This is a genomic window from Cryptosporangium sp. NPDC051539 (assembly GCF_044454545.1).
In the GTDB taxonomy this organism is placed as follows: Bacteria; Actinomycetota; Actinomycetes; order Mycobacteriales; family Cryptosporangiaceae; genus Cryptosporangium.
This window is the reverse complement of the sequence record NZ_JBITDV010000004.1, coordinates 422,420-449,082: the sequence shown is the minus strand read 5'-3', so window position 1 is coordinate 449,082 and position 26,663 is coordinate 422,420. Positions and strand designations below refer to the sequence as shown.

General features: G+C 70.2%; 25 protein-coding genes and 1 pseudogene. 14 read left to right on the top strand and 12 right to left on the bottom strand.

The genetic code is table 11. From position 1 onward, the window contains the following. Nucleotides 1–731 precede the first annotated feature (731 nt). The 5 genes from infA to ACIBZJ_RS15705 all read right to left on the bottom strand — a co-directional run bounded on the left by infA (nucleotide 732) and on the right by ACIBZJ_RS15705 (nucleotide 4,920). Nucleotides 732–956 carry a translation initiation factor IF-1 gene (infA, locus tag ACIBZJ_RS15725; protein ID WP_395929909.1) on the bottom strand — a complete coding sequence of 75 codons (225 nt, stop codon included), beginning with the start codon at nucleotides 954–956 and terminating at the stop codon, nucleotides 732–734. Next, nucleotides 944–1,990 carry a hypothetical protein gene (locus ACIBZJ_RS15720; RefSeq protein ID WP_395929907.1) on the bottom strand — a complete coding sequence of 349 codons (1,047 nt, stop codon included), beginning with the start codon at nucleotides 1,988–1,990 and terminating at the stop codon, nucleotides 944–946. Before ACIBZJ_RS15720 ends, infA begins: the two co-directional genes overlap by 13 nt. Nucleotides 1,991–2,166: 176 nt before the next feature. Further along, on the bottom strand, nucleotides 2,167–3,624 hold the full coding sequence (locus ACIBZJ_RS15715) for a flavin-containing monooxygenase (RefSeq protein WP_395929905.1): 1,458 nt from the start codon (nucleotides 3,622–3,624) through the stop codon (nucleotides 2,167–2,169). Further along, complete coding sequence (locus tag ACIBZJ_RS15710; protein ID WP_395929903.1) at nucleotides 3,621–4,079, bottom strand: cupin domain-containing protein; 459 nt, start codon at nucleotides 4,077–4,079, stop codon at nucleotides 3,621–3,623. The genes ACIBZJ_RS15715 and ACIBZJ_RS15710 overlap by 4 nt, the downstream gene beginning before the upstream one ends. Nucleotides 4,080–4,155: 76 nt before the next feature. After that, the gene (locus tag ACIBZJ_RS15705) at nucleotides 4,156–4,920 is read right to left on the bottom strand and encodes an IclR family transcriptional regulator (protein WP_395929901.1); all 765 of its coding nucleotides are present in this window, start codon (nucleotides 4,918–4,920) and stop codon (nucleotides 4,156–4,158) included. 61 nt (nucleotides 4,921–4,981) lie between these two features. Between ACIBZJ_RS15705 and ACIBZJ_RS15700 the strand changes: the two genes are divergently transcribed. Genes ACIBZJ_RS15700 through ACIBZJ_RS15685 form a run of 4 tightly spaced genes read left to right on the top strand, consistent with a single transcriptional unit; the run spans nucleotide 4,982 to nucleotide 7,948 of the window. Then, nucleotides 4,982–5,692: an SDR family oxidoreductase gene (locus tag ACIBZJ_RS15700; RefSeq protein WP_395929899.1), complete on the top strand. Its 711-nt coding sequence runs from the start codon at nucleotides 4,982–4,984 to the stop codon at nucleotides 5,690–5,692. Beyond that, nucleotides 5,689–6,180 (top strand): cupin domain-containing protein, encoded by a 492-nt coding sequence (locus ACIBZJ_RS15695; protein WP_395929897.1) that lies wholly within the window; start codon nucleotides 5,689–5,691, stop codon nucleotides 6,178–6,180. The genes ACIBZJ_RS15700 and ACIBZJ_RS15695 overlap by 4 nt, the downstream gene beginning before the upstream one ends. Then, nucleotides 6,177–7,016 (top strand): alpha/beta fold hydrolase, encoded by an 840-nt coding sequence (locus ACIBZJ_RS15690; protein ID WP_395929895.1) that lies wholly within the window; start codon nucleotides 6,177–6,179, stop codon nucleotides 7,014–7,016. The genes ACIBZJ_RS15695 and ACIBZJ_RS15690 overlap by 4 nt, the downstream gene beginning before the upstream one ends. Further along, nucleotides 7,013–7,948: a 2,3-dihydroxyphenylpropionate 1,2-dioxygenase gene (locus ACIBZJ_RS15685; RefSeq protein ID WP_395929894.1), complete on the top strand. Its 936-nt coding sequence runs from the start codon at nucleotides 7,013–7,015 to the stop codon at nucleotides 7,946–7,948. The genes ACIBZJ_RS15690 and ACIBZJ_RS15685 overlap by 4 nt, the downstream gene beginning before the upstream one ends. Nucleotides 7,949–7,958: 10 nt before the next feature. Here ACIBZJ_RS15685 and ACIBZJ_RS15680 read toward each other — a convergent pair whose 3' ends face one another. The 3 genes from ACIBZJ_RS15680 to ACIBZJ_RS15670 are packed head-to-tail and all read right to left on the bottom strand — an operon-like array spanning nucleotide 7,959 to nucleotide 13,615. Then, nucleotides 7,959–9,047, bottom strand: coding sequence for a hypothetical protein (locus ACIBZJ_RS15680; protein ID WP_395929892.1), 1,089 nt, complete (start codon nucleotides 9,045–9,047; stop codon nucleotides 7,959–7,961). After that, entirely contained in the window at nucleotides 9,044–11,986 is a 2,943-nt protein-coding gene (locus tag ACIBZJ_RS15675) for an AAA domain-containing protein (protein ID WP_395929890.1), read from the bottom strand. The genes ACIBZJ_RS15680 and ACIBZJ_RS15675 overlap by 4 nt, the downstream gene beginning before the upstream one ends. Before the next feature lie 3 nt (nucleotides 11,987–11,989). After that, on the bottom strand, nucleotides 11,990–13,615 hold the full coding sequence (locus ACIBZJ_RS15670; protein ID WP_395929888.1) for a hypothetical protein: 1,626 nt from the start codon (nucleotides 13,613–13,615) through the stop codon (nucleotides 11,990–11,992). 117 nt (nucleotides 13,616–13,732) lie between these two features. Between ACIBZJ_RS15670 and ACIBZJ_RS15665 the strand changes: the two genes are divergently transcribed. Together ACIBZJ_RS15665 and ACIBZJ_RS15660 are read left to right on the top strand one after the other, a co-directional pair. After that, nucleotides 13,733–14,290, top strand: a complete 558-nt coding sequence (locus ACIBZJ_RS15665; RefSeq protein ID WP_395929886.1) for a hypothetical protein — start codon at nucleotides 13,733–13,735, stop codon at nucleotides 14,288–14,290. Nucleotides 14,291–14,372: 82 nt separating this feature from the next. After that, entirely contained in the window at nucleotides 14,373–14,741 is a 369-nt protein-coding gene (locus ACIBZJ_RS15660) for a hypothetical protein (protein WP_395929884.1), read from the top strand. A 51-nt stretch (nucleotides 14,742–14,792) separates the two neighbouring features. Here ACIBZJ_RS15660 and ACIBZJ_RS15655 read toward each other — a convergent pair whose 3' ends face one another. The 3 genes from ACIBZJ_RS15655 to ACIBZJ_RS15645 all read right to left on the bottom strand — a co-directional run bounded on the left by ACIBZJ_RS15655 (nucleotide 14,793) and on the right by ACIBZJ_RS15645 (nucleotide 16,946). Then, nucleotides 14,793–16,157 (bottom strand): amidohydrolase family protein, encoded by a 1,365-nt coding sequence (locus tag ACIBZJ_RS15655; protein WP_395929882.1) that lies wholly within the window; start codon nucleotides 16,155–16,157, stop codon nucleotides 14,793–14,795. A 9-nt stretch (nucleotides 16,158–16,166) separates the two neighbouring features. After that, nucleotides 16,167–16,319 (bottom strand): hypothetical protein, encoded by a 153-nt coding sequence (locus ACIBZJ_RS15650; RefSeq protein ID WP_395929880.1) that lies wholly within the window; start codon nucleotides 16,317–16,319, stop codon nucleotides 16,167–16,169. 117 nt (nucleotides 16,320–16,436) lie between these two features. After that, nucleotides 16,437–16,946, bottom strand: coding sequence for a GNAT family N-acetyltransferase (locus ACIBZJ_RS15645; RefSeq protein ID WP_395929878.1), 510 nt, complete (start codon nucleotides 16,944–16,946; stop codon nucleotides 16,437–16,439). A 51-nt stretch (nucleotides 16,947–16,997) separates the two neighbouring features. On the opposite strand from ACIBZJ_RS15645, the pseudogene ACIBZJ_RS15640 reads away from it, so the two are divergent. After that, nucleotides 16,998–17,262, top strand: a pseudogene (locus ACIBZJ_RS15640) (class I SAM-dependent methyltransferase); the annotation flags it as partial. A 45-nt stretch (nucleotides 17,263–17,307) separates the two neighbouring features. Here ACIBZJ_RS15640 and ACIBZJ_RS15635 read toward each other — a convergent pair. Further along, entirely contained in the window at nucleotides 17,308–18,381 is a 1,074-nt protein-coding gene (locus ACIBZJ_RS15635) for an FAD-dependent monooxygenase (protein ID WP_395929876.1), read from the bottom strand. A gap of 75 nt (nucleotides 18,382–18,456) precedes the next feature. On the opposite strand from ACIBZJ_RS15635, the gene ACIBZJ_RS15630 reads away from it, so the two are divergent. The 7 genes from ACIBZJ_RS15630 (at nucleotide 18,457) to ACIBZJ_RS15600 (ending at nucleotide 26,565) form a co-directional block, all read left to right on the top strand. Beyond that, complete coding sequence (locus ACIBZJ_RS15630; RefSeq protein ID WP_395929874.1) at nucleotides 18,457–19,065, top strand: TetR/AcrR family transcriptional regulator; 609 nt, start codon at nucleotides 18,457–18,459, stop codon at nucleotides 19,063–19,065. Nucleotides 19,066–19,143: 78 nt separating this feature from the next. Continuing rightward, nucleotides 19,144–20,820 carry an L-lactate permease gene (locus ACIBZJ_RS15625; protein ID WP_395929872.1) on the top strand — a complete coding sequence of 559 codons (1,677 nt, stop codon included), beginning with the start codon at nucleotides 19,144–19,146 and terminating at the stop codon, nucleotides 20,818–20,820. Between the two features lie 312 nt (nucleotides 20,821–21,132). Next, entirely contained in the window at nucleotides 21,133–22,377 is a 1,245-nt protein-coding gene (locus ACIBZJ_RS15620) for an ROK family transcriptional regulator (RefSeq protein ID WP_395929870.1), read from the top strand. 141 nt (nucleotides 22,378–22,518) lie between these two features. Beyond that, nucleotides 22,519–23,799: an extracellular solute-binding protein gene (locus tag ACIBZJ_RS15615; protein WP_395929868.1), complete on the top strand. Its 1,281-nt coding sequence runs from the start codon at nucleotides 22,519–22,521 to the stop codon at nucleotides 23,797–23,799. A 146-nt stretch (nucleotides 23,800–23,945) separates the two neighbouring features. Beyond that, on the top strand, nucleotides 23,946–24,809 hold the full coding sequence (locus tag ACIBZJ_RS15610) for a carbohydrate ABC transporter permease (protein WP_395929866.1): 864 nt from the start codon (nucleotides 23,946–23,948) through the stop codon (nucleotides 24,807–24,809). Beyond that, nucleotides 24,806–25,633, top strand: coding sequence for a carbohydrate ABC transporter permease (locus tag ACIBZJ_RS15605; RefSeq protein WP_395929864.1), 828 nt, complete (start codon nucleotides 24,806–24,808; stop codon nucleotides 25,631–25,633). The genes ACIBZJ_RS15610 and ACIBZJ_RS15605 overlap by 4 nt, the downstream gene beginning before the upstream one ends. Beyond that, nucleotides 25,630–26,565: an ROK family protein gene (locus ACIBZJ_RS15600; protein WP_395929862.1), complete on the top strand. Its 936-nt coding sequence runs from the start codon at nucleotides 25,630–25,632 to the stop codon at nucleotides 26,563–26,565. Before ACIBZJ_RS15605 ends, ACIBZJ_RS15600 begins: the two co-directional genes overlap by 4 nt. Nucleotides 26,566–26,663 lie beyond the last annotated feature (98 nt).

The following is a 26,663-nucleotide window of genomic DNA, read 5'->3' as shown; positions in this document are numbered from 1 at the left end:
CCCCGCCCCGGCCCGGCGTGGCCCGCCCCGCCCCGCCCCGGCCCGGCGTGGCCCGCCCCGCCCCGCCCCGGCCCGGCGTGGCCCGCCCCGCCCCGCCCCGGCCCGGCGTGGCCCGCCCCGCCCCGGCCCGGCGTGGCCCGCCCCGCCCCGGCCCGGCCCGCCCCGGTCCGGCTTGGCGTGGCTTGGCCCGGCTGGGCTGGGCTGGGCTGGGCGTCGGTCCGGGCAGGACGCGATCGACGTCACGTGCTCGGCGGTCGGACTGGTCGACGTGTTCCTCCCGCGGGGATCCTTCGAGGAACTGGCGCGGCCGCCGTTCGTTCCTGGCTCGCCTGTGACGAGGCGCGCCCTTCCGCGAAAGCCGCGTGTTGACGAGGGCGCCACTCCGCGAAGCCGCACGTGACGAGGGTGCGAGCCGCCGCGAGGGCCCGCTTCTGACGCGATGCGAAATTCTGCGAGGGCCCGCAACCCAAGGAAGTGCGATCCCGCGAGGGCTTGCACGTGACGAGGTGGGGCACCGCGAAGCCGCACGTGACGGGGTGCGAGCCCGCGAGGGCCTGCTTCTGACGTGATGCGCACCTCCGCGAGGGTCCACAGCTGAGGAAATGTGATCCCGCGAGGGCTCGCACGTGGCGAGGTGCGGCCCCCGCGAGGGCTCGCACGTGACGGGGTGCGAGCCCTGCGAGGGCGCTCCGCCTACGAGGTGCGGATCCTCACGAAGGCTTGCGGGCGTGCTACGTCCGGTAGCGGAACGTGATCCGACCCCGGGAGAGGTCGTAGGGGCTCAGCTCCACCAGGACCCTGTCCTCCAGCACGATCTTGATGAAGTTCTTCCGGATCTTCCCGCTGACGTGCGCGAGCACCCGATGTCCGTTGTCGAGCTCCACGTGGAACTTCGCGTCCTTCAGGCATTCGACGACGGTGCCCTCGACGTCGAAGCCCCGATTCACCGTGGCCACGTCAGCTCCAGGCTGCTGCTCGCGTGGCGGGCGCCGACACGTTCCAGCAGCCGGATCTCGTCGAGCGCGGTCTCGTCGACGTCGGCCGACGCGAGACCGAACCCGTCGTCGTGGAGTGCGGCCAGTGCGTTGACCAGCGACGTCCGGCCGAGGCCGGGGCGTGGCTGGTTGGCGGCGGCCTCGAGCGAGACGATCCGCGCGATCCGCGGTGTCCCGTCCGCTCGCCTTACTGCCACCACTCGAATGATCCCGCCGCCGTCCCCTGCCCCGCCGACCACGACCCCACCGGCCCCGCTGCGCCCGGCCCCGCTGGGCCCGGCCCCGCTATGCCCGGCCCCGCTGTGCTCAGCTCCGCTGGGCCCGGCCCCGCTGTGCTCAGCTCCGCAGGCCCGGGCCCCGGCCCCGGCCCCGGCCCCGGCCCCGGCCCCGGCCCCGCAGGCCCGGGCTCCGGCCTCACCGGCTCCGGCCCCGAAGGCTGCGGCTCTGGCGGTCCCGGCTCCACCGGCCCCGGCCCTGAAGCCCCCGGCCCTGAATGCCCCGGCCCCGGCCCCGGCCCGGGCCCCGGCTCCGCTGGCCTCGGCCTCGGCCCCGCAGGCCCGGGCTCCGGCCTCACCGGCTCCGGCCCCGAAGGCCCCGGCCCCGGCAGCCCCGGCCCCGGCAGCCCCGGCCCCGGCAGCCCCGGCCCCGGCCCCGGCCCCACCGGCCCCGGCAGCCCCGGCCCCGGGGGCCAGGTGCCCCTCCGTGGGCACCAGGTACTGCCGCTGACGTCGCCGAACGGCGAAGCCGGCTCGTTGCCAGTTCGCGGTGACGTCCGCCTCGGCGGCGTCGACCACTGTGAACAGCGGCGCCGGCAGCTCGGCCAGCATGACGGCGGCCAGCCGGTCGAAGACCGCGTCGTGCCAGGTGTCGATGCTGAGGAACAGTCGCCCGTCGGACCGGCGCGTGGTGTGGCCGCGGCCGACGGTCAGGTCGTCTTCGACGGCATGCCACTGGTCGGTGGCCACCCTCGTGACGTGATGCGTTGTAGCGTCCATGGCTGTCGCCTTTCGGAGTGCCCGGGGCGCTCCGGCGACGTCTACTCAGCCTGCCGTGACCGGTAGGGAGTGCCCACGATCGTCGTACCAACGTTCACGGGTCTCACCTCCTCGAACTGCCGTCACGGCCGAGGCTGAACGCTGCCAGACGACCGTCGCCCCGGGCAACCGGGTTTTCAGCGCGACGAACCGAACCGTTCCTCGAAACGGCGGGTCACCCGCCGGTAGGAGCGCGGATCCACCGGCCCCAGCCACTGCTGGAACCGCACCCGGCGAGGTACGTCGAGCCCGACGTCTCCCAGGATCTCGTCGATGTTGTGCATCGAGAACGGGATCACCTTGGTGCCGTGGCAATGGTGCCCGCTGGTCGCCGAATCCATGAACCCGATCCGGGCGTCCACCTGCGCACGCATGGACTCGTCCGACGGCAGGTCCAGCGCCCCGGCCAGCAGCGCCGCGGTCCACAAGGCCCCGACCTCGGCCGACAGCGGGCTGAAGAACGACGAGTTGTACCCGCTGAACGACAGCCGCGGCACGTCCACCGGATGGATCTGCCGATACAGGCGGTAGTTGCCGCGCGAGTCCACCAGCCGTGCGCGCACCGATTCCGGCAGGAACGGGATCTCCTGCCGGTAGCCGGTCGCGCACACCACGGTGTCGGCCCGTAACACGGTCCCGTCGCTGAGCTCCGCGTGCGGCGCTCCGTCCTTCTCCAACAGCCGCTTGATCACCCGATCACGCCGCACGGTGATGCGACCGGCCTCGACCTGCTCGTAGAACCCGTCGGTGACCAGGCCGATCGCGCCCCGGACGATGTTCTCGATGCCTCCGGCCGGCAGCAGGCCCAGCTCACGAAGGCGGTACTGCTTCACGGTGACGTTCTGCACCGAGCCGAGCATCCGGCGGCGGATCGGCGCCCCGCGTCCGTGCAGGAACTTCTCCGCACCCTCGAGGTGCTGCCAGGCGAACAACGCCTCGCCCAGCCGCGTCAGCAGGAGGTATTTGAAGTTGACGACCCCGCCGATCTTGCGGGGTACCTTCCACAGCATCTGCCTGGCGATCACGTCGGTCGACGCGGCCGTGCGGCTGATCTCCATCGCGACGTCGCACGACGACTTGCCGTAGCCGACGACGAGCACGTGCTGCCCTTCGACCGACGAGGCGTCGTGGAAATCGGAGGCCGAACAGAGACGGCCGCCGGCCGCCACGAAGTCGGCCGCACCCTCGTACGACGGCAGCGAAGGCGACGAGAACACCCCGTTCGCGACGATCAGGTGGTCAAAACGGTCCGACCCGTTGAGGGTCCAGCCGGCGTCGTCCGGTTCCGCGGAAGCAACCGAGGTGTTCAGCCGCAGCAGCGGCCCCAGCTCGAAGTGCCGCACGTACGCGGCCAGGTACTCCTGGACCTGCTCACCCGTCGGCCACTCGGGTAAGTCCTTCGGCATCGGGAAGTCCGAGAGCGCGTAGGTGTCGCGCGGGCTCTGCGTGGTGACGCCCGGGTAGCGGCGCGTCTCGCTCCACACCCCGCCGACGTCCGGCGTCCGGTCGAAGACGACGACCTCGTGCCCGGCCCGGCTGAGGACCTTCGCGCTGACCAGCCCGGCGACGCCGGCACCGACGACCGCGATTCTCATGACGGCGGCAGCTGCAGTTCGAGGCCGAAGTCGGCCATGATCGCCTTCATCTTGCCGATGTCCCGCGGCCCGGGCGGCATCGACGCGAGCGCCGCGTAGTACTCCTCGAGCCCGGCCGGCGAGACCACCGAGATCACCCGGGCTTCTTCCTCGAACGGGTTGTTGAACGTGTGGGGCACGTCCCGCGGCAGCAGCAGGTAGTCGCCGTGCACGAGCTCGAATTTGCGGTCGCCGAGCGTCACTTCCAGACGGCCGTCGAGGCAGACGAACGACTCGTCCTCGCGGGTGTGGAGGTGCAGCGGCGGTCCGCTGACTCCGGCCGGAACCGCGTACTCGAACATCGAGTACGCGCCTCGGGTCGAATCGCCGTCGGTCTTCATCGTGATGCCGACGCCGATCGCGCCGAGCGACTTTCCTTCGCCGGATGGGAGCAGGTACCCGCCGCCGAGCGTCATGGACGCCTCCTTCACCGATGTGCCGGGGGTCACAGCGTCAGTGCGCGCCCCCGAAACCGGAAGACCGGTGTCCCATTCACCGGGACTGCTTGGAGAATGCCCGTGAGGCCGCCGCCGCCACCAGCCGCACCGCCGGGCCGGCTCGGTCGGGCCGCACCATCCCGGTCGGCCCGGTGATCGACACCGCGGCCGCCACCGTCCCTTCGGGCCCGAAGATCGGCGCGGCGACGCAGGTGACGCCGATGTTGCCCTCCTCGCGCTCCACCGCCCAGCCCCGGTCGGGCATCGCCGCGAGCTCCCGCCGGATGGCCGCCGGGTTGGTCAGCGTCCGTGGGGTTCGCGCCGGCAGTTCGCCGTCGAGTACCGCGTCCACCACCGAACGGTCCGAGTACGCCAGCAGCGCCCGGCCGAGCGCCGAGCAGAACGTCGGCACGGTGCCGCCGACCTGACTGAGCATCGGCATCGGCCGGTGCCCGGTGATCTTCTCGACGATCAGCACCTGCGGTCCGTCCAACACGCCGAGCTGCACGGTCGTGCGGACGGTGTTGTACAGGTCGTGCATGAACGGCAGCACGGACTCGCGTAACTCGTGCCGGATCGGCGCCAGGCCCGACAGCTCGAACAGCCGGTTCCCGATCCGGTACCGGTCGTGCGGCTTGTCCAGCCAGCCCAGCGCGATCATGCGATCAGCGAGACGATGAGTGGTAGAACGGGGCAAACCCGACCGTCGAACGAGTGCGGCCAGCGTCAGCTCGCGATGGGTGACGTCGAACGCGTCGAGGATCGCGGCCGCCCGTTCGAGGCCGCCGCCCGCGGTGCTGTCCCGCTCACTGAGACTCACATCTGGCGAGGGTACGCGCCCGGAGGCACGCTCGGGCCACGACGACATCGAGGAGGCCGTTGTGAGAACCGCGCTGGTCGGCGGCGGCGCCTCCGGGATCGGTCGCGCCACCGCCCTCGCGCTGACCCGGGCCGGGGTCGCGGTCACGCTCTACGGCCGTGACGAGGCCCGTCTCGAAGCGGCGGCCGGCGAGCTCGGCGCCGCGTACGTCGCCGGCGATCTCGCCGACCCGTCCGCACGCCTTCTGGCGGACGCCGCCGAGCGCGCCGACATCGTCGTCCTCAACGCCGGTGGGCCGAAACCCGGCCGGGTGCTGGAGGTCGCCGACGCCGACTGGGCCTACGGCGTTCAGATGCTCCTGCTCGGGCCGCTGCGGCTGGCGCGGGCCGCGCTGCCGCGGATGGCGGACAGAGGTTTCGGGCGGGTGGTCTTCGTGACGTCGACCGCGGTTCGGCGTCCGGAACCGGATCTCGCGGTGTCCGTGATCCTGCGTTCGGCAGCGACGGCGGCGGCGAAGCTGCTGGCCGCGGAGAGCGCGGCCCGGGGCGTCACCGTGAACTGCGTGGCGCCGGGCGCGACCGACACCGCACGACGGCGGGAAGTGCTGGCCGGGCGCCCGGGCACCGACGAACTGGCCACGATTCCGGCGGGCCGCGTAGCGGAACCGGCCGAGATCGCGGCCGCGATCGGTTTCCTCGCTTCGGAGGGGGCCGGATACATCAACGGCACGGTACTCACCGTGGACGGCGGACGAACGGAGGCGATCTGGTGACGGGTTTTGATCTCAGCGGGTTCTTGGCGGGGATTTCCGACACCGTGCGCCCGTCGGCGGCGAGGCCGCTGGTGGTGCACGCCGCGGACCTCGCGCCGCTGCCCGCGGATCAGGTCCACAACCCTTCGGAACTGGCGATCGCCGGTGCGCTGCCGACGACGACGTTCGAGCTGTTCCGGCAGGTGATCCCGGCCGGGCTGAGCACCGACATGCAGCGCCACCACCACGAGACCGTCCACTTCGTCATCGCCGGCGAGGGACACAGCGAGATCGAGGACGAGGTCGTCACGTGGGCGACCGGCGACTTCGTCTACACGCCGCCGTGGACGTGGCACCGGCACTACAACGACTCCGCGGATCGTCCGGTGGAGTTCCTGACGATCGAGAACTCGCGGCTGCTCGGGCTGCTGGGCGTGGGGCGCAGGCAGAGCGCCGGTCAGGTGACGGTCGCGGAGGCGCGAACCCGCTTCAAGGAGGGGTCGGAATGAGTGTCTGGGGCGAGCTCGCCACCGTCGAACACCGGTTGTTCTTCGTCGACGTCGACGGAGTGCGGACCCGGGTGCTGCAGGCCGGCGACGGACCGGACCTGGTCTTACTCCATGGGACCGGCGGGCACCTGGAGGCGTACTCGAGGAACATCGCGGGGTTGGCGCGGTACTTCCGGGTGACGGCGTACGACATGGTCGGCCACGGCTGGTCTTCGTTGCCGGACCATCCGTACACGATCGACGTGTTGTCGGCGCACCTGCTGGGACTGCTGGACGTGCTGGGGATCACCCGCGCCCATCTCTCCGGGGAGTCGCTCGGCGGGTGGGTGACCGCGTGGACCGCGGCCCACGCTCCGTCCCGGGTCGATCGGATCGTGCTGAACACACCCGGCAACATCGCGAACAAACCCGAGGTGATGGAGCGTCTCTCGGCCGGCACCCGGGCCGCGGTGAACGACCCCAGCGACGCGACGGTGCGGCGGCGCGTGGAGTGGCTGTTCCACGACAAGTCGATGGTCACGGACGAACTGGTGCAGCTGCGGCAGGCGGTGTACACGCGTCCGGGGTTCGTGCGGGCGGTGGAGAACATCCTGGTGCTGCAGGACCCGGTGACGCGGGCGCGGTTCAGCTGGGATCCGTCGTGGGTGGGCCGGATCGAGGCACCCACCCTGCTGCTGTGGACCGACCACGACCCGACCGGCGGCCTGGACGAGGCGAAGATGCTGCTGGGCTGGCTCCCGGACGCCGAGCTGTCGGTGATCACCGGCGCGGGGCACTGGCCGCAGTGGGAGAAACCGGCCGAGTTCCTCGCCGAACACCAGCGGTTCCTGCGATGAGCGCGCTGGTCGGGATGGTGGCGCTGTCGCACTCGCCGTTCGCGGCGCTGCTGCCGCCGACGTCGCCGTCGGACCCGGGCGCGCGGTTCCTGGCTGACGCCTCGCGGTTGCGTACCGCGGTCGAGAAACTGGGCCCCGATGCGGTGGTCGTCATCGGGCCCGACCATTTCCACGCGAACTTCTACGACGTCATGCCGCCGTTCCTGCTGGGGGTGGAGGACGTCGTCGGGTTCGGCGACTACGGCAGCACTCCGGGGCCGCTGCCGGTGGCCCGTTCTCTGGCGTGGGCGTTGCACACCGCGCTGACCGACGGCGGGTTCGACCTGTCGTTGTCGTTGTCGCTGACCGTCGACCACGGAACCGTGCAGAGCTACGAGATGGTGACCGGGTCACTCGGCGTTCCGCTCGTGCCGCTGGTCGTCAACACCGCGGCTCCGCCGCTGCCGTCCCTGGCCCGGTGCGTCGCTCTGGGTCACGCCTTGGGGGACGCCATCCGAGCCGCCGATTTCGACGGGCGCGTGTTGCTGGTGGCCAGTGGGGGCCTGTCGCACTGGCTCCCCACGAACGACCCCCGCGACCCGTCGGTGGCCGGCGCGAGGCGAGAGGCCCTGATCCACGGCCGAGCCGACGCCGTGGCGTTCGCGGCCGCGCGGGAGCCGAAAGTGCGGGCCATGGGCGGCGACCCGTCGGCGCGGGTGAACTCCGGCTGGGACCGTTGGTTCCTGCGGCAGCTGTCGACGTGGGACCTGGAGCCGGTGGTCTCTCTCGGCACCGAGGGGCTGGAGAAGATGGCCGGCAGCGGGGGACAGGAGATCCGGACCTGGCTGATCGCGCACGCGGCGTGCGACTCGCCGCTGGTGTGGACCGGCTACGAGCCGGTGCCGGAGTGGATCACCGGAATGGCGTGCGGGGCCACGTTCGTCCCGGGGTGAGCTCTACCGCTTACGCGATGCCGATCTCGTCCGCCGTCAGCGGTGGTACCTCCAGGAGCTCGGCGAGTCGTTCGGCCTCCCGATCGTCGATGCTCCTGGACCGGGCAGCCATGCTTCGGGCCCGCTCCGCCACCGCCGCTTTCCTGGACGTGGTCTCGGCACACCACAGCTGCAAGAACGAGGTGTTCCGAACCTCGAACGACCCGAGTTGGTACAGCCGGAATCGCTTGTCGTCGCCGAATGCGTCCGACGGGAGCGTCGCCCGGAGAATGCCGTTGGCGAGCCGTTGCGGTCGGACGTCGGGAAAACCTGAGCGGGTGAGCCAGGTCTGCCAGTCCGCGAGCGGACTCTGGCGCTTGTCCTCGGCCCTCAGCGCGTCGACGACCTCGGCACATACCTGCTCGACGTGGTGGTCCCGGCCTTCGGTGGCGCGGGTGAAGGCTTGGAGACCGATCGAACCCCCGTCGAGTACGAGGTAGGCCGGTAGCCAGCACTGGCCGGTGTGCAGCGCTCGTGGTGTGTGCAGGCCGTCAGGCACGTTGAAATCACCACGATCGGCCCTGGTCAGCACGTCGTCGATCTGCGAGTGATCGAACGGTGCGGTTGATCCCAGCACGGAGAAACGGGTTCCGTCTCTGCCGTCGAAGGAGTCGTCGTCGTGGAACAGATCGCCGGTGTAGTAGGCGCGGGGAAACGGCATCGAGGTGTAGCCGTCGAAGTACAGGTACCGATGGTCTTCCTGGATCCGGTATCGGACGCCGTCCCGAGCCGACTCGTGCCCCAAGCCGGTCAGCGAGAGTGTGGTCCCGGATCGCTTGACGTGATCGAGAGTCTCCAAGAAATCGACAGCGCGCTTGACCAGCGACTCCTCGACGGCGAAGAACTCCGCGAGTTCCGGGATCGTCGTGAGGTGAGCGTCGCCGATCCCTCGTGTCAAATACTGGTCGAACACCTCGTAGGGCTCGCCGACCTTGATCATCGTCCGGATCTCGACCCGCCAGACCGGGAGCAGGACCGCGAAGCACCGGACCGGGCGTGCCTCCGGATCGGAGACAGCGCGTTCTATCGCGCGCCGCGCGGGATAGATCCGTGCGGTCACGACGGCCCGCCGGAGAGCGTCCGCAGCCGGGCCCGGGTCGTGCGCGAGCTCTGGACCTCACCGTGGTCCACGGCATGCCGGTACAGATCCGCGGCCAGTGCGGCGAAACCCGCGTCCCGCGAATTCCGCAGCGTCCGGAAGTCGCCGATCAGCACGAGCTGGTGCCGGGCTCGGGTGATCGCCACGTTGAGTCGTCGCAGCTCGCGGAGGAAGCCCACATTCCCTTCGGCGTTGCTGCGGGTGAAGCCGTAGAGCACGATGTCGCGCTCGCCTCCCTGGAAGGCGTCGACCGTGCCGACGCTGTCGACGACCTGACGTTCGTCCCCGAGCATCGACGTCAGCCGCAGCCGCAGGTGCGCGGCCTGTGCCCGGTAGGGGACGATCACCGCCCAGTTCCGATCGGGCAACCCGGCATACCACTGGACGAGGTCGACGATGAGCCTTGCCTCGGCCGGGTTCTCGTACCCGACGCTGTGCCAGGTCTCCGATCCGTGACGCCGCTGTTCCGCGCGCTCCCGGGGTGGCAGGTCGGAGGTGTCGATCAGCGCGAGACAGCTAGTGAACAGCGCGGTGATCGGGGACCGCTCACATCGGGTGAGAAGACTGTCGTCGTAGAAGTGGCGGGACACGAAGTCCGAAACCGGCTTCGGCATACGGCGTTGCTGCAGGAGCGCGACGGCGCCTCTGCCGCGGTCTCCTCGGTAGAGGCGTTCAAACGCGCTGATCGTCAGCAGTCCTCGCAGCGCGCCGGGCTCGTGCTCTCGGCCGGCATTTCGGTTCAGCCACTCGTCGACTTCTTCGTCCACGAACGGCGGTAGCTGATGGTGGTCGCCGACCAGCACGGATCGGCGCGCGCGGACGAGGGGGACCAACGTGGACGGCAGAGCGATCTGCGCCGCCTCGTCGATGATCGCCACGTCGAAGGTGTGATCCGCGATCAGATTCCGGGCGATGCCGGCGCCGATACACGTGGCTCCCACGACGTCGGCGTACCGCACCAGCTCGTGGTTGAGATCGTCGCCCGGATCCGCCAGGAGACAGCGCCACTGATCGAGCAAGACGGCCCGGCGGCCGAGCACAGGCAGCCACACGGTGAGGTTCCGGTGAAACGCAAGGATGCCCGGCACCGAGGCGGAGTTCAGAGTGACGCCGGAAAGGCACACGGCAAGCAAGGGATAGAGCGCTTCGCACGCCTCCTTCGCCCGTCCGAAAGCGGCCGCCGCGGATGTCTCCGCGACGGCGATCGCGCTCAACGCGGCCCGGACCGCAGGCTCGGCGCGGCCGGCCCGATCGAGCATGTCCTCGACGGCCGTGAACTCACGTTGTGCAGCGAGATGCGCCAGTGCGGCCGCCCGCACCGAATCAGACACGATGCCGAGGGCGTCCTCCAGCCGCCGCGTCCGCCGGCGGTAGTAGAACCCGAGGACGCCGTGGGAACGCTCGACGGCACGATCCTTGGATGCGGTCGTCGTCGCCAGCAGATCGGTCAGCCGGCGGCTCTCCTCGCGGGTGCGCCGCACCGCGTCGACCGCCGCACTGGTTCGGGCCGCATGACGGTCACGGACCGTGGCGAGGGCCGCGTCTCGGTCGCGGATCGCCGCCGTGCGTTGAGCGGTGGCGGTACCGATGCCCGCGACCTCGGTCGAGAGACGCTCGGACCAGGCAACTGCGACCCCGGTGGCGGTCCAGGCCGACAGGTCGGCGGCCGGCACGGCCGTCTGGTCCAGGATTCCTTTGCGGACGTCGGTCACCAGCGCCGATACCGACAGGTGGCTGACGCGAGGCGAGATCCGTGCCTCTCCGCCGACGCGCACCGATCGGATGTCCGGCGGCATCCTCTCCAGCGCGTTGTCGACCGCGGTGTTCGTCTGTGAACTGATAAGGACCCGTTCACCTCGGGCCACCAGCGCCCGGGCGATCTCGACGATCGTCGTGGTCTTCCCGGTGCCCGGAGGTCCGAGTAGCAGCATGAGATCCGGAGAGGACAGCGCGCGATCGAGTGCTCTCTGTTGATCCGTGTCGAGGCCGGTGGGAGGAACCACGACACGAGAGGGCGCGGGGGAGGAGCGATCCTGCTGGTCGACCAGCACCGAGAGCAGGCGTGGGTTCGCGGCTTCGCCGCTTCGAAGCGCCGCGACAGCGGCTCGTTGAACTTTCTGGACGATCTGATTGGACGAGACGACCAGCTCGCCCCGGGAAGGGATCCGTGCCCGGTCGACGGTCGTCGCGAACCTCACGGTCATCGCATCGCCGTCCAGACGGTCGACGGTGCCCCGGAGATCGTCGAGATCTCGGAGCGCAACGAGAACTCCGGGCCGGACCGATGGGCGTCGGTGGAGCCGGAACACGTACACGCCGGCTGCCGTGCCTCGCAGCTCGCCGGCGGACTCCACGGCGTAGTACGCGATCGGAGCCTCGGCATTCTGCCGGGCCTCCTCGAGTTGCTGTCCGGCCTCGATCACCGCCTCGAGCATGTCGCAGAACTGATCGTGGTGCGCGGGCCGGGCCGCCGGCGACCGTCCGGACGCCCTCGCCGCCCAGGCGCGCCTCAGCTCGTCGTCGGAGTTCCGGCATCCACTGGGTACGGCGGGCAGCGTCGGGCAGTAGATCCAGCCCGGAGCCGTTCGCACGCGCAGGACGCCGCGGCCGAGGTCCTTGTAGTCCCGCAGACCCAGCGGCGCGACGAAGGTGAGCATCCAGGCGTCGCCCCGGGCCGAGGGGAACAGCCCACATACGTGGCGGCGAAGGTAGACGCGGATTCCCCGATCATCGCGGCTGAGGGGCACCCCGCCGTCGGCGTTCAGCCGGTTGAGCTCCCAGGCGATCTCCGCATCACCCGGTAGCACGTGGCCGGCAGCCTCGGTCGCCCGGCGTTTTTGCGCGTAGGTCACCGACGGAACGAGAGCGAGTCGCGCCGACAGCGTGAGGGACGTGTCCATTGATCAGCAGCCACCCCGGGGGGAGATGCCGGCCGACCGTGCGAGGGCCGTACAGAAGTCGGTGATCGCCGGTCGACCGGCGGGAGATGCCTCCAGGCCCGCACCGAGGAGGCGCTCGAGCCCGGGAGCGAGGTCAGGACGCCACACCGTCGCGGGAACGAGACGACGCCCGGGTGGACGGCCCGTAGCGGCGGCGTAGACGACCGCCGCGAGTTGGTACACGTCCGTACCCGTGCTGGTCCGGCCCGCTCGATACTGTTCGGGCGCACGGACGTTCGCATCCCCTTCGCCCGGGAGCGCGGGCATCAGGGCCAGTCCCACATCACGGAGCCCGACTGCGCCACCGTCCTCGACCGTCAAGGTGGCCGGTCGCAGATCGCGGTGACTCAACCCCCGCTGGTGGAGCGAGCCGAGTGCGGTCCCGAGTGCGCTGAGACCGCGGAGCAGAGCCTCCAGCGATGACGCGGAATACGGCGTTGTCAGCGGACCGAACGCCGCATCCAGCGTTCGCCCGGCCGGCGGAACCGTGACCAGGGTGCAGTCACGGTCAACGGCGACCTCGGCGGCGAGCCGTGGCACGCCGGGAACCCCGGACAAGTCGCGGAGCAGGGCGGCTTCGTCGCGGAGCCCGGCCAGCCAGCGGTCGCTGAGCGGCGATACCCGCCGGACCCGGACGCTCGACAGACGCACGTTTCGCTCCGGGGGCGAGAGTTGCCACGCCGCGACGGCGAGCCGGGTGGCACTGGCGTCCGGAGCTTCGATCGTCTCGGCCGGCCCTCGCTCGGCGTACCTCAGGGCGCCGAGCGTCAGCTCGGCTCGCGGCGCCCGGCGATCGGCGTGTCCGAGTGGTCGCGCGCCCGGCCGGAACGAGATCTTCCGAGGAACCTCCTGCTCGAGATCGTCGTGTGTCGCCAAGACCCGTGCGCGCAGATCGGAGAGCCTGAGCGTCTGTTCAGCGAGGGCCGGAGCGTCACTCCGTCGCCACTGCCGAGCGGCGCCGGCCAGGTGGACGGCACGCTCCTCGTCCGTTGGTGGCGCCTCGATCGAGAGGCGCTCGACCGCCGACACCAGTGCGTCCCAGCATTCAGCGGCGAATCGCGGCCGTCGGCCGAGCGCTTCGAGTGCGCCTCGCACCGTCGCCCGCCCGAGGGCCGGTAGGTCGGCGCGGTCGGGTAGCGCGGGAGTGACGAGGTCGAGAGCCGCGCCGAATCGTTCCGCCTCGGCGGCTGGGACGTGCAGGGCTGACGCCAGCTTCATGCGTAGCTGTTCGTCGTGAGCGGCAAGCACGGAGCGGTTCGAGGCGAAGACGCATCGGCATTCCTCGTCCATCTCACGCCAGTAGCGGTGCAGGTCGGCGACCGGTTTCGTCAGATCGGACGGCGTCCAGGACCTGGTGCTGTGCTCGCGATGCTTGATGGACACGACCTCGGTCGGTCCGGACGAGGGCACGGCAAGGTAGTCGCTGGACCACTCGACGATCACCGCGGAGAGACCGCCCGGCGTGACCAGATTTTGCGCGCAGCGATAGGCGACGCATTGATCCTGGTACGCGAAACGCGCACGGGTAGCCCGGGCGGTATTCGTAGGATCGAACTGCGGTTCCTCGGAGTCCAATCTGGAATCCGTCACGGGATCGATACTAGCGGTAGCGACAAGTGTTCACGCTGTTATCCGGCGAGGTGGGGCCGCGAGTGGATCAGGGTGTCATTCCTGATCGACTCGGGCTTTTTACCTACGGTGAGACGAATGTCGACCATTACGAGGAGTGGCCGGGTCGGTGTCGCCGTGTTCCTTTGCGCGGTGTTCAGCTTGCGGGCGGATCGCAGTGTTCCGGCCGGGCCGCCGCGCACGACCTCGCTCGCGCCGCCCGCCGCCTTCACCGGCACCGGCACCGGCTGCCGCGTCCCGGATCCGTCGGGTACCGGGGGCTGCGTGACGCCGGCCATGGCCTGGACGATCGCCGAGGTGCGGGCCACGACCGGCGCGACGCCCGGCGCCTGCTGGGACCGGCACGCCTGGAACCCGCGCAGTGATCACCCGGCCGGTCGGGCGTGCGACTACACGATCGGGCGGATCGGGCGGTTCCCCGGCCCGCGGACCGTGGCCCGGGGCTGGAAGCTGGCGGTTTGGCTCCGCGCCAACAACGAGGCCCTGCACGTCAACTACGTGATCTTCCAGGGCCGGATCTGGTCGCGCGAACACGACGCCGAGGGCTGGCGCGCCTACCAGGGCGCCGGCGTCTACAACGTCCTCGACGTGTCGGGTGGTCACTGGGACCACCTCCACGTGTCGACCGTCGACTGAGTCCTCCAGGTATCTCTGGTGGGTACGTTGGTCCGAGTACGGTGCACCCGTCAATCGCCGACACCTGAAAGGCGTCCACGCCATGACCGAACCGGCCGACCGGGTGACTGTTTTAGAGCATCGCGTTGATGCGATCGAGCAGCGAGCCGAGCTCGAGAGCGCACTGCGGCTCTCGATGCAGCACGACCTGGCCACGATCAAGCAGCGGCAGATCGCTGACGGTGCATTGCTGCAAGCGCTCCACCTCACGCAGAACCTGCACACCAACAGCCTCGCCGAGCACTCCCGCGTTCTCGCCGAGCACTCCCGTGTCCTCGACGAGCACTCCCGTGTTCTCGACGAACACACCGACACCCTCGCCGAGCACGGGCTGAAACTGAACAACCTGCAGGGCGGCGTCGATCGCATCATCGGGATGCTCGACACCCTCCTCGAGCGCGAAGCCGGCTGACCGCTCACCCGACGGCCGCAGGGCCGAGGCCAAAGCCCCGCGGCCGTCGGGTCAGAGAACGGGCCAGTCGTACACGTACGGCAGCCCCGACCGCTGCATGATCGCGTCGGCCGCGGCCTGCGCGTCGGCCAGCACCTTCTCTTCGTCCATGACCGTGCACCGGTAGTTGTCGACCAGCCGCTGCCCGTCGACCCAGACGCTGTGGACCCCTCGCCCGTCGGCCGACCACACCAGCTGGTTGACGTAGTTGTTCAGCGGACGCCACTCCGGCCGGTCGAGGTCGTGCAGCACCAGATCCGCCTTCAGGCCGACGGCCAGGCTGCCGATCGAGTCGGCCATCCCCATCGCCTTGGCGGCGTTCACGGTGGCCATCTCCAGGACCTGCGAGGCCGGGAACAGCGACGTGTCTCGGCGGGCGTCCTTGAAGAGACCGGCCATCAGGCTCATCGGCTTCATCATGTCGGCGATGTCGGACCCGTCGGTTCCGAGCATCATGTTCACGCCGGCGGCGGCCATCTCCGGGAACTTCCCGACCGAGGTCGAGCCGTACCCACCCTTCAACGCCGACGCGGGGCAGTGCGTCACGTTGGTGCCGGACGACGCCAGCAGCGAGACCTCGTTCTCGTCGACATGCACCATGTGCACCAGGTTCAGGTTCGGCCCCAGCACTCCCAACGACGCCAGGTGCTCCACCGGGCGGCGCCCGAACTCCGCGAGGTACCAGTCGCTGTCGTTCTGCGCCGGGCTCAGGTGCGCCGAAATGCCCGCCCCGTGAGCGTCCGCCATCGCTTTGGCGGCACGCCACAACTCGTCGGTATTGGTGTTGTGCCCGACCAGCATCGGCCAGGCCGCCAGACGCTGACCGTTCCCACCCGGGTACCGGGTCAGTTCGTCTTCCATCGCGCGCAGCGCGGCGTCGGTCGTGTCGAGTGAGCCGTCCGGCCCGAACTGGCGGTCCTGCAGCCACCGGCCGAAACGTCCGCGCAGGCCGGTGGCCTCGACCGCCTCGAAGACCTCGTCGAGGGCGACGGTGGTGCCCGCGTCCAGGAACGCCGTGGTGCCGGTCCGCAGCATGCTGAGCGCGGAGAGTCGCGCCGCGACCTGCTGCTCCTCCGGCGTGTGCGCCTCGTAGAGCGGCATCACCCAGGTGAAGAGCGACTCGTCGAACGGCAGGGCTTCGGGCATGAAGCCCTTCAGCAACGCCTCGGTCGGATGGACGTGACCGTTGATGAAGCCCGGGGTGACGAGGAACCGCCGGCCGTCGATGGTGGTCTTCGCTTCGACGCGGACGTCGGCGGTCTTGCCGATCGCGACGATCCGGTCACCCGCGAGCGCGATCGCTCCATCGGTGAGGATTCGGCGCTCGGCGTCCATGGTGAGGATCGTGGTGTTGCTGATCAGCGTGTCGACGTCCATGAGCGCAGGCTAACGGTGACCGTTCACGCGAGCGGCGAGCGCGTCGACGTCCGCGTGGTGCAGTTGGTGCACGGCGGACGTGCGGCCGGTCGACGGCAGGAGCAGCGCGGCGATCGGGCCTTCGACCGGGGGCCGTCGCCGGCCGCGTCGTGGACCGTCCACCCGTCGCACAGCGACGGGTGCCGCCGTTCGGACGGAGCGAGGTCGGCCGGACGGTGTCTCCCGGTGTCGATCGCGTCCCAGGTCATGGCGTCACCATCAGGGTGTGGACGAGCGTGGTCAGGAAGACAGCAATGGTTGTTCGAGCACCCAGACGTCGACCGGGATGTCGAGCCGGGGGTTGACGATCTGACGGCTCAGGCGGAAACCGAGCTTGACCGCGACCCGCTGGGACCGCGTGTTCTCGGGGTGGATGACCGAGACGATCTCGGCGTGCCCGCGGCGGAACGCGTCGTCGCGGGCGGCGACGGCGGCCTCGGTGGCGAGACCGAGGCCCCAGACCTCCGGGTCCAGCCGCCAGCCGAGCTCGGGCGCGGGGCCGGCCGCGGCCAGGAACGGCGGCAGGTAGGCGAGACCGGCGAACCCGACGAAGCGCCCCTCGTACTCCACCGCCCAGGCGCCGAAGCCGTGGGTTTCCCAGTGGTCGACCATCAGGCCGAAGAACGTGTCGTCGGGTGGGCGGTTGAGGTGGCGGCCGACGTCGGGATGGCGGTTGATCAGGGCGATCACCGGCTCGTCGTCGGGCCTCCAGCGGCGCAGCAGCAGCCGCTCGGTGCGCAGTTCGTCCACCCGCGGAGTATCACGAGCCGGACGAACTCCCGCCCAGTCCAATCGGTCAGTATTGGGCGCACGGCGACGTTCGAGGAGCTGGTGGCCGAGGGCGAGAGCGTTCCGATCGAGGGCTGGGACTTCTCCTGGTTCGCCGGGCGCCCGCGCGGCGCGCGGTTCCGGAGCGCGCGTCGTGGAGGCCGCCGATCGCGGTCCGCTGCCGTTCCTCGGCGGGACGTTCGACCTGGTCGTGTCGCGGCACCCGGTGACCGTCGACTGGGACGAGATCGCGCGGGTGCTCGCGCCGGGCGGGACGTACCGCTCGCAGCAGGTGGGAGTGGGAGCCGAGCGGCGCTGAACCTCGGACGGCGGCATCCAGCCCTCAGAACAGGACGGGGGCGGCGGCGTTCCGGGTGGCAATGCCCAGGCGGGTCTTGGGGACCAGAAACCCGGCGGCGATGCCGATCCGGCGTTGCTTGGGGGCGGTCAGCTTCTCGTGTTCGCTCTGGTACCCGGCGAACCCGGCGCCCGAAGCTAGCGCCGAAGCCAGCGTGAAGCCGCCGGCCATGGCCAGGCTCGAACCGTCGCCGAACAGTGAGACGCACGACGCCGCGTCGCCCACCAGCCCGATCCGCCCGCGTGACCACCGTGGCAGCACGACCCGGCTCACCGCGTCGAAGTACAGGTCGTCGGCTGCCGAGACCTGCTCCAGCAGCGCCGGCACCCGCCATCCCACCCCGCGGTAGACCGTCGTCACGATCTGTTTCTGCTGCCCGAGGCTCCGATACGCCGAACCTGGCAACGGCGGCCCGCGGAAGATGAACGCCGCACCGGCCTCGCCGCGCGCCGGGTGCAGCGCGACGAGCCGCCTCGGCACGTTGTAGAGCACCACGTCATGGGGCTCCGGCGGCTTTCCGGCCAGCGGCAGCGTGGCGATGTAGAGCCCGGCGTGGCGAACGAACTGCTCCTCCGGCCCGAACGCGAGCCGCCGCACGGTCGAGTGGAGACCGTCGGCGCCGATGACGTAGTCGAACCGCCGGGGCGCACCCCGCTCGAACGTGACGTCGACCCCGTCCGCGTCGCCGTTCAGCGTGGCGATCGAGTCGCCGAACACGAACTCGGCGTCTCCCGCGGCCGCCCGGTACAGCACGGCCGCGAGGTCCGTGCGCGCGATCTCGACCTCGCCCGGCGCCCCCATTTCCGTGCGCGCCTTCACTCGGCCGTCCGCGTCCAGCACCACCATCCCGGTGGCCTGGGTGGCGTATTTCCGCAGCTCGGACGTGATGCCCATCGCCTCGGCGACCGGTAACGCCCGCCCCCGGACGTCGACCGGGTTGCCGCTGGACCGCAGCCCTTCCGACCGTTCGACGACGGTCGGGGTGAGCCCCGTGCGAGCCAGCCAGTACGCGAGTGTCGGACCGGCCACGCCGGCTCCGGAGATCAGCACGGTTGTCATGCGGAACACCATAACTGCACTCAGTGCGAACTTGCAACGAGTGCCGATATGCAATCACTGCCGTACAGTGGAAAAATGAGCCTCCGCGACCGCAAACGCGCCCGCACCCGTCAGGCGCTCGTCGAGGCTGCGGCCGACCTGTTCGAACGCAACGGCTACGAGCAGACGACGGTCGCCGACATCGCGGCCGCCGCCGAGATCGGCACCCGCACGTTCTTCAGCTACTTCCCGACCAAGGAAGACCTGCTGTTCCCGGAGACCGACGCCCGGTTGCGTGCCGCCACCGACGCGATCGCCCAGCGCTCCCCGGACGACGGCCCGGTCGAGGTCCTGCTCACGTCGTTGCGCCTCGTGGGCGAAGACAGTGACGACCTCAGCGGCCGGCTGGGCGCGCTGCGGATGTACCTCGTGCGCACGGTCCCGTCCGTGCGGGGCCGCGGTCTGCAGATCCAGATGGACGTCACCCAGCAGATCGGGCGCCGGCTCGCGGAGGCGTTCCCGGACGACCTCGACGAGGTCACTGCCGCCGCGATGGTCGGCGCGTTCGTCGGTGCGGTGACCGCCGCGTTGTACGTCCTGCTCGACGATCTGGACGCCCGGCCCGAACCGGATGTCGTCCAGGAGGCGGTGGAGCGGGCGACGGGCGTGGCACTCCGTGCGTGGCAGGGCCATCTCACTGAGTGATGACGGTTTCGTTCCATAAGCGAACGATTCGCGCGATCATCGTCCTGTCCAACGGGGGGCAGGCACGGAGGTGACCACGTGTATCAACAGGTCCTCGATCCCGTCGCCCATTCGCTCGCGTGGAGCTCGCTCGTCGCGGCGGTTCCCCTCCTGGTCCTGTTCGTCCTGCTCGGCGTTTTCCGGCTACGGGCCTGGGTCGCCTCGCTGATCGCGCTGGTGGTGGCCCTGATCGTCGCGATCGGCATCTACTCGATGCCGGTCGGGCAGGCGCTGCTCGCGACGACCGAAGGGGCCGCCTTCGGGTTCTTCCCGATCCTCTGGATCGTCATCAACGCGATCTGGGTCTACAACATGACGGTCGCGACCGGACACTTCGACGTGCTCCGGCGGAGCTTCACCAGCGTCAGCGACGACCGGCGGATCCAGGCGATCATCATCGCGTTCTCGTTCGGTGCGCTGATCGAGGCGCTGGCCGGGTTCGGAACTCCGGTCGCGGTCACGTCGGTGATGCTGATGGCGCTGGGCTTCTCGCCGTTGAAATCCGCGGTGCTCGCGCTGACCGCCAATACCGCGCCGGTCGCCTTCGGTGCGATGGCGACGCCGATTCTGACGCTCGGCACGGTGACGGGCATCAACAGCGACACGCTCGGGGCGATGGTCGGGCGGCAGACGCCGATCCTCGCCGTGTTCGTCCCGCTGGTGCTGGTGTTCATCGTGGACGGCATGCGGGGACTGCGGGAGACGTGGGTGTTCGCGATCGTCTGCGGGCTCACGTTCGGGGTCGCGCAGTACGTGACGTCGAACTTCGTCTCGGTGCCGCTGGCCGACGTCGTCGCGTCGCTGCTGTCGGTGGCCGCGCTGGTCGCGATCGTCCGCGTCTGGCGTCCGATGACGTCCCCGGTGACCGCGGCCGCCCTCGCCGCCGAAGACCCGGACGGGGAACCCGGCCGCCCCGCCGTGGCCGAGACCGAGGCCGGGCGGGGGGACGACCCCGACGGCGTGGCGGTCGCCGACTCGCGGGCGGAGGTCGCGAAGGCGTACGCGCCGTACGCGATCATCATCGGCGTCTTCGTGATCTGCCAGATCGGGCCGGTCAAGGAGCTGCTCGACCAGGCCACCCAGACCGTCGGCTGGCCCGGCCTGCACCTGCGGAACGCGGCCGGCAAGGAGCTCTCCTCGGTGGCGTTCAAGCTCAACTGGTTCACCACCCCGGGCACCCAGATGCTGGTCGCGGGCCTGATCACGATGCTCGTACTCCGGGTGGGCGCCGGCCGGGCCCTGCGCGCCTACGGCGCCACGCTGAACCAGCTCAAGTGGGCGATCCTCACCGTCATGGCGGTCCTCGGGCTGGCGTTCGTCATGAACGCGTCCGGCCAGACCGTCACGCTCGGCACCTGGATGGCCGGTGCCGGCGGACTGTTCGCGCTGATCTCGCCGGTCCTCGGCTGGCTCGGCGTCGCGGTCACCGGCTCCGACACGTCGTCGAACTCGCTGTTCGGTGCGCTGCAGGTGACCGCGGCCGGCCAGGCCGACCTCAACGCGACGCTGATGGCGGCCTCGAACAGCTCCGGCGGCGTCCTCGGGAAGATGATCTCGCCGCAGAACCTCGCGATCGCGGCCGCGGCGGTCGGCCTCGACAACCACGAAGGAGACATCTTCCGCCGGGTGGTCGGCTGGAGCGCGCTGTTCCTCGCCGGGATCTGCCTGCTCAGCTGGCTGCAGTCGACCGGCGTGCTGTCGTGGATGGTGCCCTGACCGGTGCGGACAGCGGAATCCGGCGACCCCTCCGGCACCGGATTCCGCACTCGCTCGCGGGCCTGATCGTCGCGGATCCGCTCGTCTCCGGCATCCGTGCTGACCCTGATTTTTCCGGACGCGCCGCGGACGCGGCCGAACGTGCCGGCCCGCTTCTCCGGGCCGGACGCGTCGGGGGAGGAGTGGCGCGGCCGTCCGGACGGCCACCTGCACGCTGCCCGATATCGGCGATCTCGGTGCGGCGGTCCTGGACGCCCCGCGGTAAGCGCAGGTTACGTTGAGGGTTCCGCGCACGGCAGAGAAGAGGGAACGGTGCAGCCGCACGAGTCCGCACGGGGCCCGCACGTCCTGCGGCAGATCAACTTCGGTGCCGTGCTGCGCGCCGTGCGCGACCATTCGCCGGCCCGGGTCGCCGACCTGATGCAGGCGACCGGCCTGTCCCGCCCGGCCGTGACCCGCGCGGTCGCCGAGCTGCGCGACGCCGGTCTGGTGGCCGACGTGGACGAGACGGCTCAGGTCTCGATGGGCCGGCCCGCGCAGTGGATCCGGTTCCGCGCCGAGGTCGGCCACGTCGTCGGGGTGGACGTCGGGTCGCACAAGGTGATCGCGATGGTCGCCGATCTGGCCGGTCAGGTCGTCGCGTCCCGGCAGGTCACGATCGCCGAGGTGACGACCGGCGCGAGGCTGCTGCAGTCGGTGCGAGACGTGGTCGCCGAGGCGCTGGCCAAGGCCGGCCTGTCCGGCGACGACGTCTGGGCGATCGTGGTCGGGACGCCCGGCATCGTCGAGGAGGCGCGGGGCGAGGTGCTGCTCGCGCCGGGCATCCCGGGGCTGGCGCACCTGCCGGTGCTCGACGAGCTGCGGACGATCACGTCGTCGCCGGTGCTGATCGAGAACGACATCAACCTGGCCGTGCTGGGCGAGCGCTGGTGCGGCGCGGCGGTCGGGCGCGACAGCCTGGTGTTCGTGCACTGGGGCGTCCGCATCGGTGCCGGGATCATCATCGACGGCAAGCCGTACCGGGGTGCGCACGGCGCGGCCGGCGAGATCGGCTACGCCGATCTGTTCTCGGCGCTGGACGCACCCGACCCGAGCCCGATGCTCGGGGGAGGGGCCAGCTCGGTCAGCGAGCAGGGTCCGTTCGAGCAGATGGTCGGGACGCAGGCGATCGCCGAGCTGGCCGAGGCGGCCGACGCGCTCGCGGCCCGCAACGGAGACCGGCCGTCCCGGTCCGACGCCGTCGCCGCGGTTTTCGCGGCGGCGACCGAGGGGGACCCGGCGGCACTCGCGGTGGTGGACCGGATCGCGAGCCGGTTCGCGCGCGGGCTCGCCGCGTTGTTGCTGGTGCTGGACCCGGGCGAAGTGATCATCGGCGGTGGCCTCTCGCGGGCCGGGGAGACGCTCCTCGACGCGATCGCGCGCCACCTGCGGCCGCGGATCCTCACCTCGCCGCGCCTGGTCCTCTCCGACCTCGGCGGTGACGCGGTCGCGCTGGGGGCGGTCCGGCGCGGCCTCGACCACGTCGAGGCCCGGCTCCTCGCCCAACCGCAGCCATAACGAGTCGGTCACGTACCTGAAGACCGATTGACCTACGTCACCGCTGCGCGATACTAACGATCCATTCGTTAGTAACCCCGCACAGTCCTTCGTTCAACCCCCGTCGGGCGCTCATACCGCCCACCAGCAGGAGGAACACGCATGGGTGCAATAGGCAAGGCGCGCTGGGTGGCGCGTCTGGCCGGTGCGACCGCGCTGGCATTGGGGCTGGCCGCATGTGGCGGCGGCTCCGGTGCCAACGATGCTGACAACTCCGGAGGCGGCGATTCCGCCAAGGAGATTAAGGTCGTCATCGCTGAATACAGCAAGGACCACACGGCTACGTTCTGGAACGCGTTCAAGAAGACGTACGAGGACAAGACCGGCGTCAAGCTGAACCTGCAGATCATCAGCTGGAACGACATCGACCAGCAGGCCAGCACGATGGTTCAGAACGGCAACCCGCCGGACGTCCTGAACCTCAACGCGTACGCGAGCTACGCCAAGGACGGCCTGCTCTACAACTCCGACGAGGTCCTGACCGACAGCGTCAAGTCCGACCTGATCGACGCGTTCGTGAAGAGCGGCACGTACAAGGACAAGATGTACGGGTTCCCGGACCTGTCGTCGGCCCGCGCGCTGTTCTACAACAAGGACCTGTTCGCCAAGGCCAAGATCACGAACCCGCCGAAGACGTGGGACGAGTTCGTCGCGGACGCCAAGAAGGTGCAGGCGCTGGGCAACGGGGCGATCGGCTACGCACAGCCGCTCGGCCCGGAGGAGGCCCAGGCCGAGTACTCGATCTGGATGTTCAACAACGGCGGCGACTGGAAGACCGACGGCAAGTGGAGCATCAACTCCGCGAAGAACGTCGAGACCCTGAAGTTCCTGAAGGACCTGTCGGCCAAGGACAAGGTCACCCAGAACAACCCTGGGAAGACCAACCGCACCGACGGCGCGTTCCCGCTGTTCACGTCGGGTAAGGCCGGCATGATCGTCGGCTTCGGGCCGCTCCAGGGCGACCTCGACACGAAGTACAAGACCGTCAAGTACGGCATCGCTCCGATGCCGACGAAGGACGGCAGTGCACCGCAGACCTACGGCGTGACCGACTACCTGATGGCCTTCAAGAAGAAGGGCAACCAGGACGCGATCAAGAAGTTCTACGAGCTGTACTACGCGAAGGACCAGGTCAACACCTGGATCAAGTCCGAGGGCTTCCTCCCGGTCACCAAGTCGGGCCTGCAGGAGTTCTCGAGCGAGCCGTCGCTCAAGGTCTACCTGGACACGCTGCCGAACATCCACCTGACCCCGACCGACGACCCGGCCTGGGACAAGATCAAGCTGGCCGTCCAGCAGAACCTGGGCACCGCGGTGTCCCCGTCGGGTAACCCTCAGTCGGTGCTCGACGACCTGCAGAAGACCGCGGAAGCCGGCGGCTGATGTCGTCCCGGGCTGACTCCCAGCCCGGCGCACTCGCTGCTGACAGCCCGGCGCCCGCCCCCCTCGCCGGGGGCGGTGCGTCGGGCTCCGGCCCGGCTGCGCCGGTTCGTCGTAAATCTCGGGCGCGTGGACGCGCGCCCTGGTGGGTGGCGCTGATCTGGCTCGGTCCGGCGCTGGCGCTGATCCTCGGCGTCGTGATCTACCCGGCGATCGAGCTGGTCCGGGCGTCGACCGGCGAGTACTCGATCACCGGACTGCGCCGCGGTTCGGCCGGTGTGGACAACTACACGAACGTGCTGTCGCACGAAGCGCTCGGCACCGTGCTGCTCAACACGCTGATCTGGGTCGTCGCGGTCGTGGTGATCACGATCCTGCTCAGCCTCGGCCTGGCCCAGTTCCTGTCGAAGGACTTCTGGGGACGCCGAGCCGTGCGGTGGGCCGTGCTGGTGCCGTGGGCGGCGTCACTGGTGATCACCTCGCGGCTGTTCACGCTGATCTTCGACTACTACCACGGCATCCTGAACGTGCTGCTGACGAAGCTGCACCTGATCTCGGAGCCGGTCGACTGGCTCGGCGACGACACCTGGACGATGCCGTCGATGATCCTGGTCGGCGTCCTGGTGTCGATCCCGTTCACCGCGTACGTGCTGCTGGCCGGTCTGAACGGGATCCCGGACGACGTCCACGAGGCCGCCCGGATCGACGGTGCGGGCCCGTGGCAGGCCTGGCGCCGGGTGACGCTGCCGTTGCTGCGCCCGGCCCTGCTGGTGAGCGCCGTGCTCAACATGATCTACGTGTTCAACTCGTTCCCGATCATCTGGACGCTCAACGACCGGAACCCGGGTTACACGCACGACACGACGATCACCTTCATGTACAAGCTCGCGTTCAAGAGCGCCGACCGTGACGTCGGTATGTCCGCGGCGGCCGGCGTGTTCAACGTCCTGCTGATCCTGGTCGCGGTCGTGCTCTATCTGCGCCTGGTGAAGTGGCGGGAGGAGGAATCATGAGTTGGCGCCAGATCCGTCCGGTGATGATGCCCGTCTTCGGGCTGCTGGTCGCGATCGTGTTCCTGTCGCCGTACCTGGTGATGCTGCTCGACTCGCTCCGGCCCGGAAGCGAAGCACTGGCGAGCCCGCCGACGTTCCTGCCGCACCACTGGCAGCTGGACGCCTACGGCGAGATCCTCGGCGACTCCCGCTTCCAGAACTGGCTCAAGACGTCGGTGCTGGTCGCGTTCGCGTCGACCGCGATCGTCATCGTGGTCGCGATCCCGGCCGCGTACTTCACCGCGCGGTTCAAGTTCCCGGGCAAGACCGCGTTCCTGTTCCTGGTGCTCGTCACGCAGATGTTCGCGCCGACCTCGCTGGTCGTCGGTATCTACCGCGAGTTCTTCGAGCTCTCGATGGTGAACACCTACGGGGCGCTGATCCTCACGAACTCGGCGTTCAATCTCGCGTTCGCGGTCTGGATCATGCACGGGTTCTTCGCGGCGCTGCCGCGTGAGCTGGAGGAAGCGGCCGAACTGGACGGCAACGGGCGGGTCGGCACGATGATGCGCGTCATGCTGCCCCTGACGCTGCCCGGCGTCGTCACCGCGACGATCTTCACGTTCATCGCGGTCTGGAACGAGTACGTCGTCGCGCTGACGCTCATGCAGGACGACGCCAAGAAGCCGCTGACCGTCGGTATCAACTCCTACGTCACCGGCTACGAGCAGAACTGGGACCAGTTGTTCGCCGCTTCGATCGTCGCGATCATTCCCGTCGTCATCCTGTTCGCCGTGATCGAGAAGCACCTCGTGGGCGGCCTGACCGCCGGATCGGTCAAATGACAGGCCCCACCGTCGTCACCGTCGACATCGGTGGGACGACGATCAAGGGTGCGCTGGTGGGCGCAGACGGGCAGGAGCTCAACCGGCTGGATCGGGACACCGGCGCCGCGGCCGGGGCGGACGAGGTCGTCGCCCGGGTACGGGCGGTGGCGCGGGAACTGGCCGACGCCGGGACCGTCGCGGTGGGGCTGTCGGTACCCGGGCTGGTGGACACCGCCGCCGGGGTGGCCCGCCACGCGGTGAACCTCGGGTTCCGCGACACCCCGCTGGCCGCGCTGGTCGCCGAGGAGGTCGGCGTCCCGGTCGTGATCGAGCAGGACTCTCGGGCCGCCGCGGTGGCCGAGAGCACGATCGGTCTCGGGCGCGACGCGCAGGACCTGATGGTCGTCGTGCTCGGGACCGGCATCGCGGCCGGTCTGATCGTGGACGGCAAGCCGCTGCCGGGCGCGGGCGGGAGCGCGGGCGAGCTCGGTCACCTGCCGGTCTACCCGGACGGCGAGGACTGCGCCTGCGGTCAGCGCGGGTGCCTGGAGGTGTACGCGTCGGCGGCCGGGATCGCGCGTCGCTACGTGGCGGCCGGTGGCCGGGCGTCCGCGACCGCGGCCGACATCGCGGTCTCGCTCGACTCCGACGTGCTGGCCGCGCGGGTGTGGCAGGAGGCCACCACCGCGCTGGGGCTGGCGCTGGCGACCGGGACGCTGCTGCTCGACCCGGCGCTGATCGTGCTGGCCGGTGGGCTGACCGGAGCGGGGGAGACGCTGCTGCGCCCGGTGCGGACGCAATTGCAGGCCGCGCTGGCCTGGCGTCCGGCGCCACCGGTGGCCAATTCACCGCTGGGCGGGTCGGCCGGACGGCTGGGTGCGGCGATCCTCGCCTGGCGCGCGGCCGGCTACGAGGACGTCGTCCCGGGGGAGTTACGCGACGCGGTCTGACCACCGGGGGATCCGCGCGCGGCCGGGGTCTCCGGAACTTCCGCGGGCAGCCCGGCAGCCCGGCAGCCCGGAGGCCCGGCAGCCCAGGAGGCCCGGCA

What these genes read in the sequence shown, in the direction of transcription:
- ACIBZJ_RS15720 (WP_395929907.1), bottom strand. Translation starts at nt 1,990, where the DNA reads ATGGACGCTACAACGCATCACGTCACGAGGGTGGCCACCGACCAGTGG.
- ACIBZJ_RS15715 (WP_395929905.1), bottom strand. Translation starts at nt 3,624, where the DNA reads ATGAGAATCGCGGTCGTCGGTGCCGGCGTCGCCGGGCTGGTCAGCGCG.
- ACIBZJ_RS15710 (WP_395929903.1), bottom strand. Translation starts at nt 4,079, where the DNA reads ATGACGCTCGGCGGCGGGTACCTGCTCCCATCCGGCGAAGGAAAGTCG.
- ACIBZJ_RS15690 (WP_395929895.1), top strand. Translation starts at nt 6,177, where the DNA reads ATGAGTGTCTGGGGCGAGCTCGCCACCGTCGAACACCGGTTGTTCTTC.
- ACIBZJ_RS15685 (WP_395929894.1), top strand. Translation starts at nt 7,013, where the DNA reads ATGAGCGCGCTGGTCGGGATGGTGGCGCTGTCGCACTCGCCGTTCGCG.
- ACIBZJ_RS15675 (WP_395929890.1), bottom strand. Translation starts at nt 11,986, where the DNA reads ATGGACACGTCCCTCACGCTGTCGGCGCGACTCGCTCTCGTTCCGTCG.
- ACIBZJ_RS15665 (WP_395929886.1), top strand. Translation starts at nt 13,733, where the DNA reads ATGTCGACCATTACGAGGAGTGGCCGGGTCGGTGTCGCCGTGTTCCTT.
- ACIBZJ_RS15660 (WP_395929884.1), top strand. Translation starts at nt 14,373, where the DNA reads ATGACCGAACCGGCCGACCGGGTGACTGTTTTAGAGCATCGCGTTGAT.
- ACIBZJ_RS15655 (WP_395929882.1), bottom strand. Translation starts at nt 16,157, where the DNA reads ATGGACGTCGACACGCTGATCAGCAACACCACGATCCTCACCATGGAC.
- ACIBZJ_RS15635 (WP_395929876.1), bottom strand. Translation starts at nt 18,381, where the DNA reads ATGACAACCGTGCTGATCTCCGGAGCCGGCGTGGCCGGTCCGACACTC.
- ACIBZJ_RS15630 (WP_395929874.1), top strand. Translation starts at nt 18,457, where the DNA reads ATGAGCCTCCGCGACCGCAAACGCGCCCGCACCCGTCAGGCGCTCGTC.
- ACIBZJ_RS15615 (WP_395929868.1), top strand. Translation starts at nt 22,519, where the DNA reads ATGGGTGCAATAGGCAAGGCGCGCTGGGTGGCGCGTCTGGCCGGTGCG.
- ACIBZJ_RS15605 (WP_395929864.1), top strand. Translation starts at nt 24,806, where the DNA reads ATGAGTTGGCGCCAGATCCGTCCGGTGATGATGCCCGTCTTCGGGCTG.
- ACIBZJ_RS15600 (WP_395929862.1), top strand. Translation starts at nt 25,630, where the DNA reads ATGACAGGCCCCACCGTCGTCACCGTCGACATCGGTGGGACGACGATC.